The 14,974-nt window shown below is 65.6% G+C and carries 11 protein-coding genes; all 11 read left to right on the top strand.

The genetic code is table 11. From position 1 onward, the window contains the following. The first annotated feature begins 142 nt into the window (after positions 1-142). The 11 genes from mraY (at position 143) to lpxC (ending at position 14,722) form a co-directional block, all read left to right on the top strand. A complete protein-coding gene (mraY, locus tag AC0L3P_RS13505; RefSeq protein ID WP_106945343.1) occupies positions 143-1,246 on the top strand; it encodes a phospho-N-acetylmuramoyl-pentapeptide-transferase in 1,104 nt (367 codons plus the stop codon). A 7-nt stretch (positions 1,247-1,253) separates the two neighbouring features. Then, positions 1,254-2,654 (top strand): UDP-N-acetylmuramoyl-L-alanine--D-glutamate ligase, encoded by a 1,401-nt coding sequence (gene murD / locus AC0L3P_RS13500; protein ID WP_473302212.1) that lies wholly within the window; start codon positions 1,254-1,256, stop codon positions 2,652-2,654. Between the two features lie 227 nt (positions 2,655-2,881). After that, a complete protein-coding gene (locus AC0L3P_RS13495; protein WP_275173882.1) occupies positions 2,882-4,033 on the top strand; it encodes an FtsW/RodA/SpoVE family cell cycle protein in 1,152 nt (383 codons plus the stop codon). Positions 4,034-4,144: 111 nt separating this feature from the next. Beyond that, positions 4,145-5,245: an undecaprenyldiphospho-muramoylpentapeptide beta-N-acetylglucosaminyltransferase gene (gene murG, locus AC0L3P_RS13490; RefSeq protein ID WP_473302211.1), complete on the top strand. Its 1,101-nt coding sequence runs from the start codon at positions 4,145-4,147 to the stop codon at positions 5,243-5,245. A gap of 138 nt (positions 5,246-5,383) precedes the next feature. After that, on the top strand, positions 5,384-6,787 hold the full coding sequence (murC, locus tag AC0L3P_RS13485) for a UDP-N-acetylmuramate--L-alanine ligase (RefSeq protein ID WP_473302210.1): 1,404 nt from the start codon (positions 5,384-5,386) through the stop codon (positions 6,785-6,787). 4 nt (positions 6,788-6,791) lie between these two features. Then, complete coding sequence (gene murB / locus AC0L3P_RS13480; protein ID WP_473302209.1) at positions 6,792-7,712, top strand: UDP-N-acetylmuramate dehydrogenase; 921 nt, start codon at positions 6,792-6,794, stop codon at positions 7,710-7,712. Positions 7,713-7,821: 109 nt separating this feature from the next. Next, entirely contained in the window at positions 7,822-8,808 is a 987-nt protein-coding gene (locus tag AC0L3P_RS13475) for a D-alanine--D-alanine ligase family protein (RefSeq protein WP_473302208.1), read from the top strand. 350 nt (positions 8,809-9,158) lie between these two features. Further along, positions 9,159-10,187 (top strand): cell division protein FtsQ/DivIB, encoded by a 1,029-nt coding sequence (locus AC0L3P_RS13470; protein WP_473302207.1) that lies wholly within the window; start codon positions 9,159-9,161, stop codon positions 10,185-10,187. After that, the gene (gene ftsA, locus AC0L3P_RS13465) at positions 10,184-11,506 is read left to right on the top strand and encodes a cell division protein FtsA (protein ID WP_275173872.1); all 1,323 of its coding nucleotides are present in this window, start codon (positions 10,184-10,186) and stop codon (positions 11,504-11,506) included. Before AC0L3P_RS13470 ends, ftsA begins: the two co-directional genes overlap by 4 nt. 87 nt (positions 11,507-11,593) lie before the next feature. Beyond that, a complete protein-coding gene (gene ftsZ, locus AC0L3P_RS13460) occupies positions 11,594-13,399 on the top strand; it encodes a cell division protein FtsZ (RefSeq protein WP_473302206.1) in 1,806 nt (601 codons plus the stop codon). A 360-nt stretch (positions 13,400-13,759) separates the two neighbouring features. After that, the gene (gene lpxC / locus AC0L3P_RS13455) at positions 13,760-14,722 is read left to right on the top strand and encodes a UDP-3-O-acyl-N-acetylglucosamine deacetylase (protein WP_275173869.1); all 963 of its coding nucleotides are present in this window, start codon (positions 13,760-13,762) and stop codon (positions 14,720-14,722) included. The last annotated feature ends 252 nt before the right edge of the window (positions 14,723-14,974 follow it).

Raw genomic sequence — 14,974 nt, 5'->3', positions numbered from 1 at the left:
CGAATCCCACCCTTTCCGGCGCGAAGCCGTTCGTTTTCTTTAGAGGTCGCCCGACCCCATGATGAAGGCCAGCGAATGCGCGTGAGGCAGGTTGACAAGGCCAAGATCAAGGCGCGTGCAAAGGCGCCATAGGACCGTGTGAATGTTTTACTGGTTGATCGAGCTCTCCAACACATTTCCGGGCTTCGGTGCCGTTCGCACCTTCCTGAACGTCTTCCGCTACATCACCTTCCGCACCGGCGGCGCCGTCGTGACCGGCGCGCTGTTCGTGTTCCTGTTCGGACCCTGGATCATCGACCATCTGCGCATCCGGCAAGGCAAGGGGCAGCCGATCCGGGCCGATGGTCCGCAATCGCATCTCGCCAAGAAAGGCACGCCCACCATGGGCGGGCTGATGATCCTGTCCGGCCTCACGGTCGGCACGGTGCTGTGGGCCAATCCGCTCAATCCTTACGTCTGGATCGTGCTGGCGGTGACGCTCGGCTTCGGCTTCGTCGGCTTCTATGACGATTATCTCAAGGTGACCAAGCAGACCACGACCGGGTTCGGCAGCAAGCTTCGCCTGCTGATCGAGGCGGCGATCGCGCTGGTTGCCTGCTACGCGCTGGTGCGGCTGAACCGCGATCCCGCGTCGACCGCGCTGACGATTCCTTTCTTGAAGGACACCGTGCTGCATTTCGGCTGGTTCTTCGTCATCTTCGGCGCCTTCGTCATCGTCGGCGCCGGCAATGCGGTGAACCTCACCGACGGTCTCGACGGCCTTGCCATCGTGCCCGTGATGATCGCGACCGCGAGCTTTGCGATGATCGCCTATCTCGCCGGCAACGCGGTGTTCGCCGATTACCTCCAGATCAAATATGTCGCCGGCACCGGCGAGCTTGCGGTGCTCTGCGGCGCGCTGCTGGGCGCGGGTCTCGGCTTCCTCTGGTTCAACGCGCCGCCGGCCTCCATCTTCATGGGCGACACCGGCTCGCTCGCGCTCGGCGGCATGCTGGGTGCGATCGCGGTCGCGGTGAAGCACGAGATCGTGCTCGCGGTGATCGGCGGCCTGTTCGTGCTGGAGGCGGTCTCCGTCATCGTTCAGGTGGTGTCGTTCAAGATGACGGGAAAACGCATCTTCCGGATGGCGCCGATCCATCACCATTTCGAGCAGCTCGGCTGGACCGAGCCGCAGATCGTGATCCGGTTCTGGATCATTTCTGTGATGCTGGCGCTCGCCGGCCTGTCGACGCTGAAGCTGCGGTGAGCGCTCGATGATCCCCGTCACGTCCTTTGCCGGCAAGACGGTCGCGGTGTTCGGCCTCGGCGGCTCGGGGCTCGCCTCCTGTCACGCGTTGAAGGCGGGCGGCGCCGAGGTGATCGCCGCCGATGACAATGTCGACAACGTCGCCAAGGCCGCGCAAGCGGGCTTCATCACGGCTGATTTGCGCAACGTCTCATGGGCGAATTTCGCCGCGCTGGTGCTCGCGCCCGGCGTGCCGCTGACCCATCCGGTGCCGCATTGGAGCGTGCTGAAGGCGCGCGAGGCCGCTATCGAGGTGATCGGCGATATCGAGCTGTTCTGCCGCGAACGGCGCCGGCACGCGCCGGATGCGCCGTTCGTCGCCATCACCGGCACCAATGGCAAATCGACCACGACGGCGTTGATCGCGCATCTGACCAAAGTTGCCGGCTACGACACCCAGATGGGCGGCAATATCGGCACCGCGATCCTGTCGCTGGAGCCGCCGGGCATGGGTCGCGTCCACGTCATCGAGATGTCGTCCTACCAGATCGACCTCACGCCCTCGCTCGATCCCTCCGTCGGTATTCTGCTCAATGTCAGCGAGGACCACATCGATCGCCATGGCACCATCGCGCACTACGCCGCGGTGAAGGAGCGCCTGGTTGCCGGTGTGCAGCCGGGTGGCACGGCGATCGTCGGGGTCGATGACGGTTTTTGCCGCGATATCGCCGACCGGCTCGATCGCGCCGGCAAGAATGTGGTGCGCATCTCGGTCAGGAATCCGCTGGCCTCCGGCATCCATGTCGAGCATGGCACCATCGTGCGCACCGCGGGTGGCGCGCGCAGCGAAATCGCAAAACTCGGCGGCATCGGCTCGCTGCGCGGCCAGCACAATGCGCAGAACGCGGCGTGCGCGGCCGCCGCCGCGCTCGCGATGGGGATCGGCCTCGATGTCTTGCAGAACGGCCTGCGCAGCTTTCCCGGCCTCGCGCACCGCATGGAGCAGGTCGGCCGCCGCGGCAACGTGCTGTTCGTCAACGACTCCAAGGGCACCAATGCGGACGCCACCGCGCATGCGCTGTCGTCATTTTCGGACATCTTCTGGATCGCCGGCGGCAAGCCGAAGGCCGGCGGCATCACGGGCCTCACCGGCTACTTCCCGCGCATCCGCAAGGCCTATCTGATCGGCGAGGCCGCGCAGGAGTTTTCGGGGACGCTGGGCACGCAAGTGCCGCACGAGATCAGCCAGACCCTCGACATCGCCGTCGAGCAAGCCGCACGCGATGCGGAAGCCTCGGGGATCACCGACGCGGTCGTGCTGCTGTCACCCGCCTGCGCGTCCTTCGACCAGTACCGCAACTTCGAGATCCGCGGCACCAGGTTCCGCGAGCTGGTGCAGGCGCTGCCTGGCGTGAAGCCGGTGGTGTAGGGACGCTGCTGGTTCTTGCTCCGCTGTCGTCGCCCGGCTTGACCGGGCGACCCAGTATTCCAGAGGCGGCGCTTGAGCCGAGGGGCTGCGGCGTACTGGATGCCCCGGTCGAGCCGGGGCATGACAGTGTGTTTTGCGGCGACGGCTAAGATCATCCGCGATTTCTTAACCCCCCGGTAACCAACCTCGGCGACCAATGGACCGACCTCTGTCCGAAAGCGGCCGCCATGCTCTCCCGTGAAGAACGCACCCCCTTTTCCGAGTGGTGGTGGACCGTCGACAAGCCGCTGATGGGGGCCATCCTGGCGCTGATGCTGACGGGCGTGATCCTGTCGCTGGCGGCGAGCCCGCCGGTTGCGACCCGCATCGGGCTCGATCCCTTCCATTTCTTCAGCCGCCACGTGATGTTCCTGGCGCCGTCCGGCCTGGTGCTGCTCGGGGTGTCCTTCCTGTCGCCGCGGGCGATTCGTCGCTCGGCGCTGATCATCTTCGCGGCCAGCATCGTTCTGATCGTGCTGACGCTCGCGATCGGCCCCGAGGTGAAGGGCTCGCGGCGCTGGATCACGCTGATCGGCGTCAACATCCAGGCCTCGGAAATCGCAAAGCCGTCGTTCGTCGTCATTGCCGCCTGGCTCTTCGCGGAATCGACCAGGCGGCCGGAGATGCCGGCGACCTCGATGGCGCTGGCGCTGCTCTTGATGCTGGTCTCGCTGCTGGTGATGGAGCCCGACTTCGGCCAGACCATGCTGATCCTGATGGTGTGGGGCTCGCTGTTCTTCATCGCGGGCATGCGGATGATCTGGGTGTTCGGGCTCGCCGGCCTCGGCGCCGCCGGGCTGTTCAGCGCCTACCTTTTTGTTCCCCACGTCGCCGGCCGTATCAAGCGCTTCATGAATCCGGCCTCGGGCGACACCTTCCAGGTGGATACAGCCATGGAGGCTTTCTACAACGGCGGCTGGTTCGGGCTCGGACCGGGCGAGGGGATCGCCAAGCGCAGCCTGCCGGACAGCCACACCGACTTCGTGTTCGCGGTTGCCGCCGAAGAGTTCGGCATCATCCTGTGCCTCGCGATGCTGGCACTGTTTGCCTTCGTCGTCATCCGCACGCTGTCGCGCGCCTACGCCAACGAAGACATGTTCTCGCGCTTCGCTGCTTCGGGTCTTGCGATCCTGTTCGGCGTGCAGGCCGCGATCAACATGTCGGTCAATCTCCAGCTCATCCCCGCCAAGGGCATGACGCTGCCCTTCATCTCCTATGGCGGCTCCTCGATCGTGTCGCTGGCCTATGGCGTCGGCATGATGCTGGCGCTGACGCGGCTGCGCCCGCGCACCGAAGTCGAGGCGAGCGGCCACGCCGAGGCGATGCGCAGCTACGCGTAGTTTTTCGTCATTGCGAGCGAAGCGAAGCAATCCAGAATCCCTCCGCGGAGGCAGTCTGGATTGCTTCGCTTCGCTCGCAATGACGGGCAAGACACTGTAAAACTCGTCGCCATGGACACCTCCCCCCTGATTCTTCTCGCCGCGGGCGGCACCGGCGGCCATTTGTTTCCGGCCGAGGCGCTCGGCGTCGAGCTGATCCGGCGCGGATTCCGCGTCCGCCTCGTCACCGACGAGCGCGCGCTGCGCTACAGCGGGCTGTTCACCAAGGACATGATCGACGTCGTCTCGAGCGAGACTGCGCGTGGACGCAATCCGCTGCAACTCGCCTATGCCGGCCTGACGCTGGCGGCCGGCACGCTGTCCGCCTACAGCCTGATCAAGCGACTGAAGCCGGTCGCCGTCGTCGGCTTCGGTGGCTATCCGACGCTGCCGCCGCTGGTCGCCGCAAAATTCGCCGGCGTGCCCGGCATCATCCATGACGCCAATGCCGTGCTCGGCCGAGCCAACCGGTTTCTGTCGAGCCGCGTCCGCGCCATTGCGACGTCATTGCCCGGCGTGCTCGATCGCGATCCGGCGCTATCAGGCAAGACCACGACGGTCGGCACGCCGATGCGTCCGGCGATTCTCGCCGCAGCTGGCGTGCCATATGCTGCGCCTGAAGCGAACGGTCCGCTGCGCCTGCTCGTCGTCGGCGGCAGCCAGGGCGCGCGCATCATGGCCGACATCGTGCCGGGCGCGATCGAGCGCCTCGAGCCTGCACTGTGGAGCCGGCTTGTGCTCACCCAGCAGGTGCGCGACGAGGACATGGCGCGTGTGCGCGCGGTCTACGACAGACTGAAGATCAAGGCCGAGCTCGCGCCGTTTTTCACCGATCTGCCGGCTCGGCTCGCCTCCAACCATCTCGTGGTGTCGCGCTCAGGTGCCGGCACCGTGGCCGAACTCGCCGCGATCGGGCGGCCCTCGATCCTGGTGCCGCTGCCGGGCGCGATCGACCAGGACCAGTTCGCCAATGCCGGCGTGCTGGCCAAGGTCGACGGTGCGATCCGAATTCCGCAGACCGAGTTTTCCTCCGATCGCCTCGCCGCCGAGATCTCCGCCTTCGCCGCCGAGCCCGCGCGTCTTGCCGCCATGGCGCAGGCCGCCCGTGGCGCCGGCCGGCTCGACGCAGCGGAGCGGCTGGCCGATCTGGTAGCCAGAATCGCGGGAATCTGACGCCAAACGTGGAATTTCCATAGTTTTACCGTCATGGCCGGGCTTGTCCCGGCCATCCACGTCTTGCAAGAAAGACGCTAGGATTCGTGGATGCCCGGGACAAGCCCGGGCATGACGAAGGGAACTGCGGGATACGCCATGAGACTGCCGCGCGAGATCGGACCCATCCACTTCGTCGGGATCGGCGGGATCGGCATGAGCGGCATCGCCGAGGTGCTGCTCAATCTCGGCTATACCGTGCAGGGCTCGGACGCCTCCGACAATTACAATCTCGACCGTCTGCGCAAGAACGGCGCGAGCGTCTCGGTCGGCCACAAGGCGGAGAACGTCGACGGCGCCGAGGTCGTCGTGGTCTCCACCGCCATCAAGCGTGACAATCCGGAACTGACGGCGGCGCGCGAACGGCGCATTCCGGTGGTGCGCCGCGCCGAGATGCTGGCCGAGCTGATGCGGCTGAAGAGCTGCGTCGCCATCGCCGGCACCCACGGCAAGACCACCACGACCACGATGGTCGCGACGCTGCTGGATGCCGGCGGCCTCGATCCCACCGTTATCAACGGCGGCATCATCAATGCCTACGGCTCCAACGCGCGGCTTGGTGCGGGCGAGTGGATGGTGGTCGAAGCGGACGAGAGCGACGGCACGTTCCTGAAGCTGCCGACCGAGGTCGCGATCGTCACCAATGTCGATCCCGAGCATCTCGATCACTTCAAGACCTTCGAGGCGGTGCAGGACGCCTTCCGAAACTTCGTCGAGAACCTGCCGTTCTACGGCTTCGCCGTGATGTGTATCGATCACCCCGTGGTGCAAACCCTCGTCGGCAAGATCGAGGATCGGCGCATCATCACCTATGGCGAGAATCCGCAGGCCGATGTGCGCTTCGTCGACCTCACCCCTGGGGGCGGCGGATCAAAATTCAAGGTTGCGTTCCGCGATCGCAAAACGGGCGCCGTGCACGAGATTCCCGATCTGATGCTGCCGATGCCGGGACGGCACAATGCTTCGAATGCGACCGCCGCGATTGCGGTCGCGCGCGAGCTCGGCGTGTCGGACGAGGCGATCCGCAAGGCGATCGCCGGCTTCGGCGGCGTCAAGCGCCGCTTCACCAAGACCGGCGAGTGGAACGGCGTTACCGTCATCGACGATTACGGCCATCATCCGGTCGAGATCGCGGCGGTGCTGAAGGCGGCGCGTGAATCCACCAACGGCAAGGTCGTCGCCGTGGTGCAGCCGCATCGCTACACCCGCCTGCAGTCGCTGTTCGAGGAATTCTGCACCTGTTTCAACGACGCGGATGCGGTGATCGTCGCTGAGGTCTACGCCGCAGGCGAGACGCCGATCGAGGGCATCGACCGCGACCATTTCGCCGCGGGCCTGCGTGCCCACGGCCACCGCGAGGTGATCCCGCTGCCGGCGGCGTCCGATCTCGCCGGCATCGTCAAGGGCGTGGCGATGTCGGGCGATCTCGTCGTGTGCCTTGGCGCCGGCAACATCACGCAATGGGCGTATGCCTTGCCGGGCGAATTGAAGGCGCTGGGATAGGGCAGTGGGCTTCCCCGACATCACACCCTCGCTCAAAGCCGCGATGCCCGACCTTCGCGGCCGGCTGCTGGCGAACCAGTCGCTGGCCGAACTCACCTGGTTTCGCGTCGGCGGTCCGGCGCAGGTGCTGTTCACGCCGGCGGACGAGGACGATCTCGCCTACTTCCTCGCGCATCTCGCAAGCGACATTCCGGTCTATGTCGTCGGCGTCGGCTCCAACCTGATCGTGCGCGACGGCGGCATTGCGGGCGTGGTGGTCCGTCTGGCGCCGCGCGCCTTCGGCGAGGCGAGCGCGAGTGGCGATGTCGTCACCGCGGGCGCGGCCGCGCTCGACAAGCGCGTGGCGGAAGTCGCCGCGTCAGCCAATATCGGCGGGCTCGAATTCTATTTCGGCATTCCCGGCACGGTCGGCGGCGCGCTGCGCATGAATGCAGGCGCCAATGGCGGCGAGACCAAGGACGTGTTGATCGAGGCGCGAGGCGTCGGGCGCGACGGCACGAAGCACGTCTTCTCCAATGCCGACATGAAGTTCGTGTACCGCAACAGCGGCGTCGATCCCTCTATCATCTTCACCTCCGCGCGTTTCCGCGGCGCGATCAGGGATGCCGACGCGATCCGCGCGCGCATGGCGGAGGTGCAGACCCATCGCGAGACCGCGCAGCCGATCCGCGAAAAGACCGGCGGCTCGACCTTCAAGAATCCGCCCGGCCATTCCGCCTGGAAGCTGGTTGATGCCGCCGGCTGCCGTGGTTTGCGCGTCGGCGGCGCCGAGGTGTCCGAGATGCACTGCAATTTCCTGATCAACACGGGCAATGCCACCGCGCACGACATCGAGACGCTGGGCGAGACCGTGCGTGAACGGGTGAAGACGAATTCCGGAATTGAGCTACACTGGGAAATCAAGCGGATCGGAATTCCCGCGTGAGTGTCATTCCGGGGCTCGCGAAGCGAGAGCCCGGAATCTCGAGATTCCGGGTTTGATGCTTCGCATCGCCCCGGAACGACGAACACAGACAGGTGACGGACCAAAGAACATGCGCATCACCATCCTCTTCGGCGGCTCCAACCGCGAACGTCTGGTTTCGGTCGCCTCAGCCCAGGCGCTGCATCAGGCGCTGCCCGAGGCCGATCTCTGGTGGTGGGACGTCGAGGACAAGGTGCATGTCGTGCAGTCCAGACAGCTGCTCGAACATGCCCGCCCGTTCGAGGATGAGTTCAAGCCGGGCACGTCAGGCATTCCGTTGGCGCAGGCGCTCGACCAGGCCAGGGCGGAGAACCGCGTGCTGGTGCTCGGCCTGCATGGCGGGCGTGCCGAGAACGGCGAATTGCAGGTGATGTGCGAGGCGCGTGGCGTGCCTTTCACCGGATCGGGCTCGGCCTCCTCGCATCTCGCGTTCGACAAGATCGCAGCCAAGCATTTCGCTGCGCTTGGCGGCGTGTCGCCGCCGGCCAACGTTGCGCTGGACCAAATCGACGAGGCCTTCGCCGAATACGGCCGGCTGATCGCAAAGCCCGCCAGGGATGGCTCGAGCTACGGCCTGATCTTCGTCAACGCCAGGCAGGATCTCGTCGCCGTCCGCAATGCGGCGAAGTACGAAGAGTATGTCATCGAGCCCTACATCGCCGGCGTCGAGGCGACCTGCGGCGTGCTGGAGCGGCCGGATGGCTCGATCATCTCGCTGCCGCCGATCGAGATCATTCCGGGCGAGGGCAGTTTCGACTACGCGGCAAAATATCTTTTGAAGTCGACTCAGGAGATCTGTCCAGGCCGCTTCACGGCGGAGATCACCGCGGCGCTGAAGCAGCAGGCGATGCTGGCGCACCGGGCGATGTCGTGCACCGGCTATTCCCGTTCGGACTTCATCGTCTCGGACAAGGGGCTGGTCTATCTCGAAACCAACACGCTGCCCGGCTTGACCAAGTCCTCGCTCTACCCCAAGGCGCTGAAGGCCGAGGGCATCGAGTTCGTCGAATTCCTGCGCGGCCTGATCGAGCTCGCCGTGGCCGGTGTGCGAAAATAATTAGGACTGGTTAACGGCCGTATCGGCGAAACGGCCGGTTTTGGAACCCAAAACCGGTAAAATGCCGGATATTGCGGCATAAATGCCTCACAGGCCTGGGCAAAAAGCTCACGTCGTTAACGAACTTTACCTTTTGTTTACCAGGACGTCCGAAGGTTAACGCTGGCGGCGCATATGACGCTTTGGCTGCCGGCGCGTGGACCGTTGCGGGTGTTGTCACCTCCAGCGAACGCTCTGAAGGGGAGAGGTTTTCTTCTGCTGAAGACCAGCACCCGGCCCGGCAAGTCCGAGACGTCATGTTCGCCAGGACCCGCGCGATGTCGCGGGCAAACTGTTGACGAGCTCGTGCAATGGATGGAGCAGGAAGCCTCACTCGGTCGCTTTTCAGATCGCTGAGGCCCCAAGCTGACCTGAAGGCGGCCGCTATCGGAGCGGTCGTGCTTCTGCGCGAGTGGGTGCAGGACAAGCGCCAGGAAAGAGTTCACGGCGCGCGTGCTGCAGCCAAGGAAAAGATCAGGGCCAAAGCCGTCATCGAGCGCGAGCCGCCGCCGCGGCTGGTCGCGCTGGTCGAGCGCTATCTGCCGCGCCGCGTAGGGATAAGCATGACGGTGCTGCTCCTGATCGGAAGCTGCGGCTTCGGTATCGTCAAGGGCGGCCATCTCCAGGATTTCATCACGGCGGTCAACGACACCCGCAACGCGCTGGCCAATTCCGCCGGTTTCCGCATCACCTCCGTCGTGATCAACGGCCGCAAGCAGCTCAGCCAGGACGAGATCCTCGCGATCGGCGGCGTCAGCGGCCGATCCTCACTGCTTTTCCTCGACGCCGACGCCGTGCGCGACAAGCTCAAGGCCAATCCCTGGATCGCGGATGCGACCGTGCTGAAGCTCTATCCGGGCCAGCTCATGATCGAGCTCACCGAGCGCAAGGCGTTCGCGCTGTGGCAGGAGGCCGGCCGCCTCTCAGTCATCGCCGATGACGGCGCCGTGCTCGAGCCCTATGTCTCGCGCCGGTTCCTGTCGCTGCCGCTCGTGGTCGGCAAGGGCGCCGATACCCAGGCCCGCGATTTCCTCGCTTTGCTGGCGCGCTATCCGCAGGTCAATTCGATCACCAAGGCCGCGATCTTCGTCGGTGAGCGGCGCTGGAACCTGAGGCTCAAGGACGGCCTCGACATCCGGCTGCCCGAGCAGGACGTCGGCAACGCGCTTGCGATGCTGTCCAGGCTCGACAAGGAGGACAGGCTGTTCTCCCGCGACATCGTCGCCATCGACCTGCGCCTGCCCAATCGGCTGGTGGTGCAGCTGTCCGAGGACGCCGCCAAGGCGCGCGACGATTTGTTCAAGGACAAGAAGAAGAAAAAGGCCGGGGACGCTGCATGACCGGTCTTGATCGCACCCAGACACCGAAGACACGCCCGATCCCGCACAAGCGCGGCGGCCTCGTCGCCTGCCTCGACATCGGCACCAGCAAGATCGCCTGCATGATCGCGCGGCTGAAGCCATCGGCGCCGAGCGAAGCCCTGCGCGACCGGACCCATGCGGTGGAGCTGATCGGCTACAGCCAGATCCAGTCGCGCGGTATGAAAGCGGGCGCCGTAATCGATCTCGGCGAATGCGAGCAGGCGGTGCGACAGGCCGTCGGGCTTGCAGAGAAAATGGCCAAGGTGCGGGTCGAGTCCGTGCTGCTGTCGGTCTCCGGCGGCCGGCTCTCCGGTCAGCTGGTCGAAGCTGCGGCCGACATCCGCGGCGGCGCCGTGACGCCGGCCGATGTCAGCCGCGTCACCTCCACCGGCATGCGCCACGCCACCGGCGAAGGCCGCACCGTGCTGCACGCGCTCCCGGTCGGCTACACGCTCGACGGCGTCAAGGGCATCCGCGACCCCCGCGGCATGGTCGCGCATCAGTTCGGCATCGACATGAACGTCGTCACCTGCGACGCCACGGTGGCGCGGAACCTGATGCTGGCGGTCGAGCGCTGCCACATCAACGTCGAAGCCATGGCGGCGAGCCCCTATGTGGCAGGCCTGTCGGTGCTGACCGACGACGAGGCCGATCTCGGCGCTGCCGTGGTCGAGATGGGCGCGGGCACCACCACGATCGCGGTCTTTTCGGGCGGCCGCTTCGTGCATGCCGCGGGTTTTGCGGTCGGCGGGCAACACATCACGATGGATCTGGCGCGCGGACTCTCCGCGACCATTGCCGATGCCGAGCGAATCAAGACGTTATACGGGACCGTCATCACCGGCGGATCGGACTCGCGTGAGCTGATGTCTGTACCGACAGCCGGTGACGAGCAGGATCTGCCGCAGATCGTCTCTCGCGCTACCATCGCCAACATCGTCAAGCATCGTGCCGAGGAAGTCTTCGAAATGGTTCGGGACAAGCTGAAGGATTCGCCCTTCGCCTCAGAGCCCAACGGCCGCGTCGTGCTCTCGGGCGGGGCCTCGCAGCTCACCGGTCTCGTTGAGCTCGGAACGCAGATTCTCGGCCGGCCCGTGCGGGTCGGACGTCCGCTCGGTTTCGGCCGGCTGCCCAACGAGGCGAAGAACGCCGCCTTCGCGGTGCCGGCCGGACTGCTCGTCTACCCGCAATATGTTCACCACGAACATGTCGAACCGCGGCATACGCGGCAGCAGGTCAGGACGGGGACCGGCGGGTATTTCGGAAAGGTCGGACGATGGCTACGCGAGGGCTTCTGATGACTCCTTCCCGCAATATTCGATTTTCACCAACTCCCGCGGCCGCCGGCCGGGGCGAACCCACGCGCGCGTGATCGAGAGGCAAACATGACCATCAGCATCAATGTTCCTGATATTCACGAACTGAAGCCCCGCATCACCGTGTTCGGCGTCGGCGGCGCCGGTGGTAACGCCGTCAACAACATGATCACGGCGGGCCTGCAGGGCGTCGACTTCGTGGTCGCCAACACCGACGCGCAGGCGCTGACGATGTCGAAGGCGCAGCGCATCGTCCAGATGGGCACGGCCGCCACGCAAGGGTTGGGCGCAGGTTCGCAGCCGGTCGTCGGCGCCGCCGCGGCCGAAGAGGTGATGGACGAACTGCGCGATCATCTCTCGGGCGCCAACATGGTGTTCGTCACCGCCGGCATGGGCGGCGGCACCGGCACCGGTGCGGCTCCCGTGATCGCCAAGATCGCGCGCGAGATGGGCATCCTCACCGTCGGCGTCGTGACCAAGCCGTTCCACTTCGAGGGCGGCCGCCGCATGCGCACCGCGGAAGCAGGCATCAACGAGCTGCACAAGGTCGTCGACACCCTGCTGATCATCCCGAACCAGAACCTGTTCCGGGTCGCCAACGAAAAGACCACCTTCGCCGACGCCTTCGCGATGGCCGACCAGGTGCTCTATTCCGGCGTTGCCTGCATCACCGACCTGATGGTCAAGGAAGGCCTGATCAATCTCGACTTCGCCGACGTCCGCGCCGTCATGCGCGAGATGGGCAAGGCGATGATGGGCACGGGCGAAGCCTCCGGCGACAAGCGCGCGCTGACCGCCGCCGAAGCCGCGATCGCCAACCCGCTGATCGACGATAGCTCGATGAAGGGCGCCAAGGGCCTCCTGATCTCCATCACCGGCGGCAAGGATCTCACCCTGTTCGAGGTCGACGAAGCTGCGACCCGCATCCGCGAGGAAGTCGACCAGGACGCCAACATCATCGTCGGCGCCACCTTCGACGAAGCCCTCGACGGCCTGATCCGTGTCTCGGTCGTCGCCACCGGCATCGAACAGGCCGCGATCGCGCGCAACAGCCAGGCCACCAGCGCTCCCGTGGCGAATCCTGCTCCGCAGGCGCAGCAGGCTCCCGCTGCTCCGGCCGCGGCTGCCGAGAGCCGTCTTGCCGATCTGACCGCACGGTTGCGCGCCGACAATCAGCGCATGGCCGAGCGCGCCCAGAAGTTCGAAGCGCAGACCCCGGCCTCCGGATCGGGCCAGTTTGCCGCCGCTCCCACGGCTCCGCGTCCGAACGTCGAGCGCGCTGCGCTCGCCGCCATCGCCGCCGCCGTTGCGGACGTCCCGCAGGCTCCCGCGCCGATGCAGACCTATGGCGACGTCACCGTGCGTCCGATCGCGCAGAAGCCCACGCTGTTCCCGGAGCCCGAGCAGGCGCCGATGGCCATGCATGAGCCGATGACGCCGGAAACCTTCATCCCGCCGCAGGCCGAGCGTGCGCCGGTCCGCACACCGCGGATGCCGCGGATCGAGGAACTTCCGATGCCCGCCCAGGCCGAGCTTCGCCAGGCCCGCGGCGAGGTCGAGGAGGAGACTCCGCAGAAGACCCGGCTGTCGCTGCTCCAGCGCCTCGCCAATGTCGGCCTCGGCCGTCGTGACGAGGAGAGCGAGGCGCCGATCGCGGCCCGCACCGCCGGTCCCGCGATGCCGCCGCTGCCCGATCGCCGCCCCCAGAAGACCGTGGCGCAGCAAATCGCGTCCGCCGAGCCGGTGTCCGAGTATGCCCGTCGTCCCGCGCCGCAGGGCCTGGACATGCATGGCCGTCCCGCGCCTGTTGCCCCGGCGCCACAGGGAGACGACCATCTTGATATCCCGGCCTTCCTGCGGCGGCAGGCGACCTGAGGATTGTTACAATAAGGCAGACGAAAAAAGGTCCCGGCGGGAAGCTTGCCGGGACCTTTTCTTTTGCCCCGTGCATATCCGGATTGCGTGGCCAAGCAACTGATTTTAAATCATTAATTACGTATTCGATGGTTCAGTAAAACTGCCGAAAACGGCTCCGAACTCCGGTCCAATTTGGTTAAGCCTTGGCGCGAATACGGCGGGTTTGGGGTAACAATCGGTAAAAAAGCGTGAGTTGGCGCTGTTTGAGGCAGTGACTATGGTTTGCCGTGACTTGGGGATACGGATTCGGAACGAGCGGTCTAGGCCGCTCAGTCGGGTTCAGTATAAGTCGCGATGGTCGTAGTGGGGCGGTTCCTGATGAAATTTAGCCGGCAAACAACGCTTCGTGCGCAAGCCAGTGTGGCAGGCGTCGGCGTTCATTCCGGTCTTCCCGTCACGCTTACGCTTGGACCCGCGCCTGTCGACGCGGGCTTTGTTTTTGTCCGTACCGGGCTTGAGGGAAGCGACCGCGAAGTTCAGGCCACCGCCGAGCAGGTGATCGCGACCGATTTCGCCACCGTCCTCGGCGATCGCAACGGTCCGCTGGTTTCCACCGCCGAGCATGTGCTTGCTGCGCTGCGGGGCATGGGCGTCGACAACGCCATCATCGAGATCGACGGGCCGGAAGTGCCGATCATGGACGGCAGCGCCGCAGCCTTCGTTGCGGCGATCGACCAGGCCGGCATCGTAACCCAGCCGGCACAGCGCCGCTTCATCCAGGTTTTGAAGCCGATCTCGGTCAAGATCGGCGACTCCTTCGGTGAGATCAGGCCCTATGCCGACGGGTTCCGCGCCGAGGTCGAGATCGACTTCACCAATCCTGTCATCGGCCAGCAGAGCTACGCCTTCGACCTCAACCCGGAGCGTTTCCGCCGCGAAGTCGGCCGGGCCCGGACTTTCGGTCTGATGTGCGACGTTGCGCGGCTCTGGAGCGCCGGCTATGCGCTCGGCGCCTCGTTCGACAACACCGTCGTGTTCGACGAGGAGCGGCTGCTCAACACCGAAGGCCTGCGCTACGCCGACGAATGCGCCCGCCACAAGGTGCTGGATGTGATCGGCGACCTCGCGCTGGCCGGTCTGCCGTTGCTCGGCGCCTACCGCTCGGTACGTGGCGGCCACAAGCTCAACCACGCCGTCCTGACCGCGCTGCTCGCCGACCGCACCGCCTGGCGGGTGGTCGAGGGCGAGGCAGCCCGCCGCACCACGCGTCCGGTGGCCGAAACCGGTCGTGGCATCGTCGGTGGCCGGATCGCCGCGGTCTACGGGCCAGACGTTTCCTGAAGACAGACGTTTCCTGAAGCGGGCGTTTCCTAAGAGAGAGACGGGTCCTGAAGAGACCCGTTGCAATAGGCGTTTGGCGGCGGCTTTCCCCGGGAAACTCCTGGTAACGATGATCGGCTAGGATTGCGGCGCGTTCGCCTTAATCCGGGCGGAATGCCTGCCTATCCGGTTGGTTGAAGATCGTTTTTCGGTTACACCGGCGTGGCTGCATGGCAGGCACCACGGCTATATTTCGCGCCCAGGACGGGGTTC

The sequence above is a fragment of the Bradyrhizobium sp. WSM4874 genome (assembly GCF_055811835.1).
Note: the sequence above shows the minus strand (reverse complement) of the source record. Positions and strands in the feature narration are given on the sequence as shown.

What these genes read in the sequence shown, in the direction of transcription:
- ftsZ (WP_473302206.1), top strand. Translation starts at nt 11,594, where the DNA reads ATGACCATCAGCATCAATGTTCCTGATATTCACGAACTGAAGCCCCGC.
- ftsA (WP_275173872.1), top strand. Translation starts at nt 10,184, where the DNA reads ATGACCGGTCTTGATCGCACCCAGACACCGAAGACACGCCCGATCCCG.
- lpxC (WP_275173869.1), top strand. Translation starts at nt 13,760, where the DNA reads ATGAAATTTAGCCGGCAAACAACGCTTCGTGCGCAAGCCAGTGTGGCA.
- mraY (WP_106945343.1), top strand. Translation starts at nt 143, where the DNA reads ATGTTTTACTGGTTGATCGAGCTCTCCAACACATTTCCGGGCTTCGGT.
- AC0L3P_RS13475 (WP_473302208.1), top strand. Translation starts at nt 7,822, where the DNA reads ATGCGCATCACCATCCTCTTCGGCGGCTCCAACCGCGAACGTCTGGTT.
- murD (WP_473302212.1), top strand. Translation starts at nt 1,254, where the DNA reads ATGATCCCCGTCACGTCCTTTGCCGGCAAGACGGTCGCGGTGTTCGGC.
- murC (WP_473302210.1), top strand. Translation starts at nt 5,384, where the DNA reads ATGAGACTGCCGCGCGAGATCGGACCCATCCACTTCGTCGGGATCGGC.
- AC0L3P_RS13495 (WP_275173882.1), top strand. Translation starts at nt 2,882, where the DNA reads ATGCTCTCCCGTGAAGAACGCACCCCCTTTTCCGAGTGGTGGTGGACC.
- AC0L3P_RS13470 (WP_473302207.1), top strand. Translation starts at nt 9,159, where the DNA reads ATGGATGGAGCAGGAAGCCTCACTCGGTCGCTTTTCAGATCGCTGAGG.
- murG (WP_473302211.1), top strand. Translation starts at nt 4,145, where the DNA reads ATGGACACCTCCCCCCTGATTCTTCTCGCCGCGGGCGGCACCGGCGGC.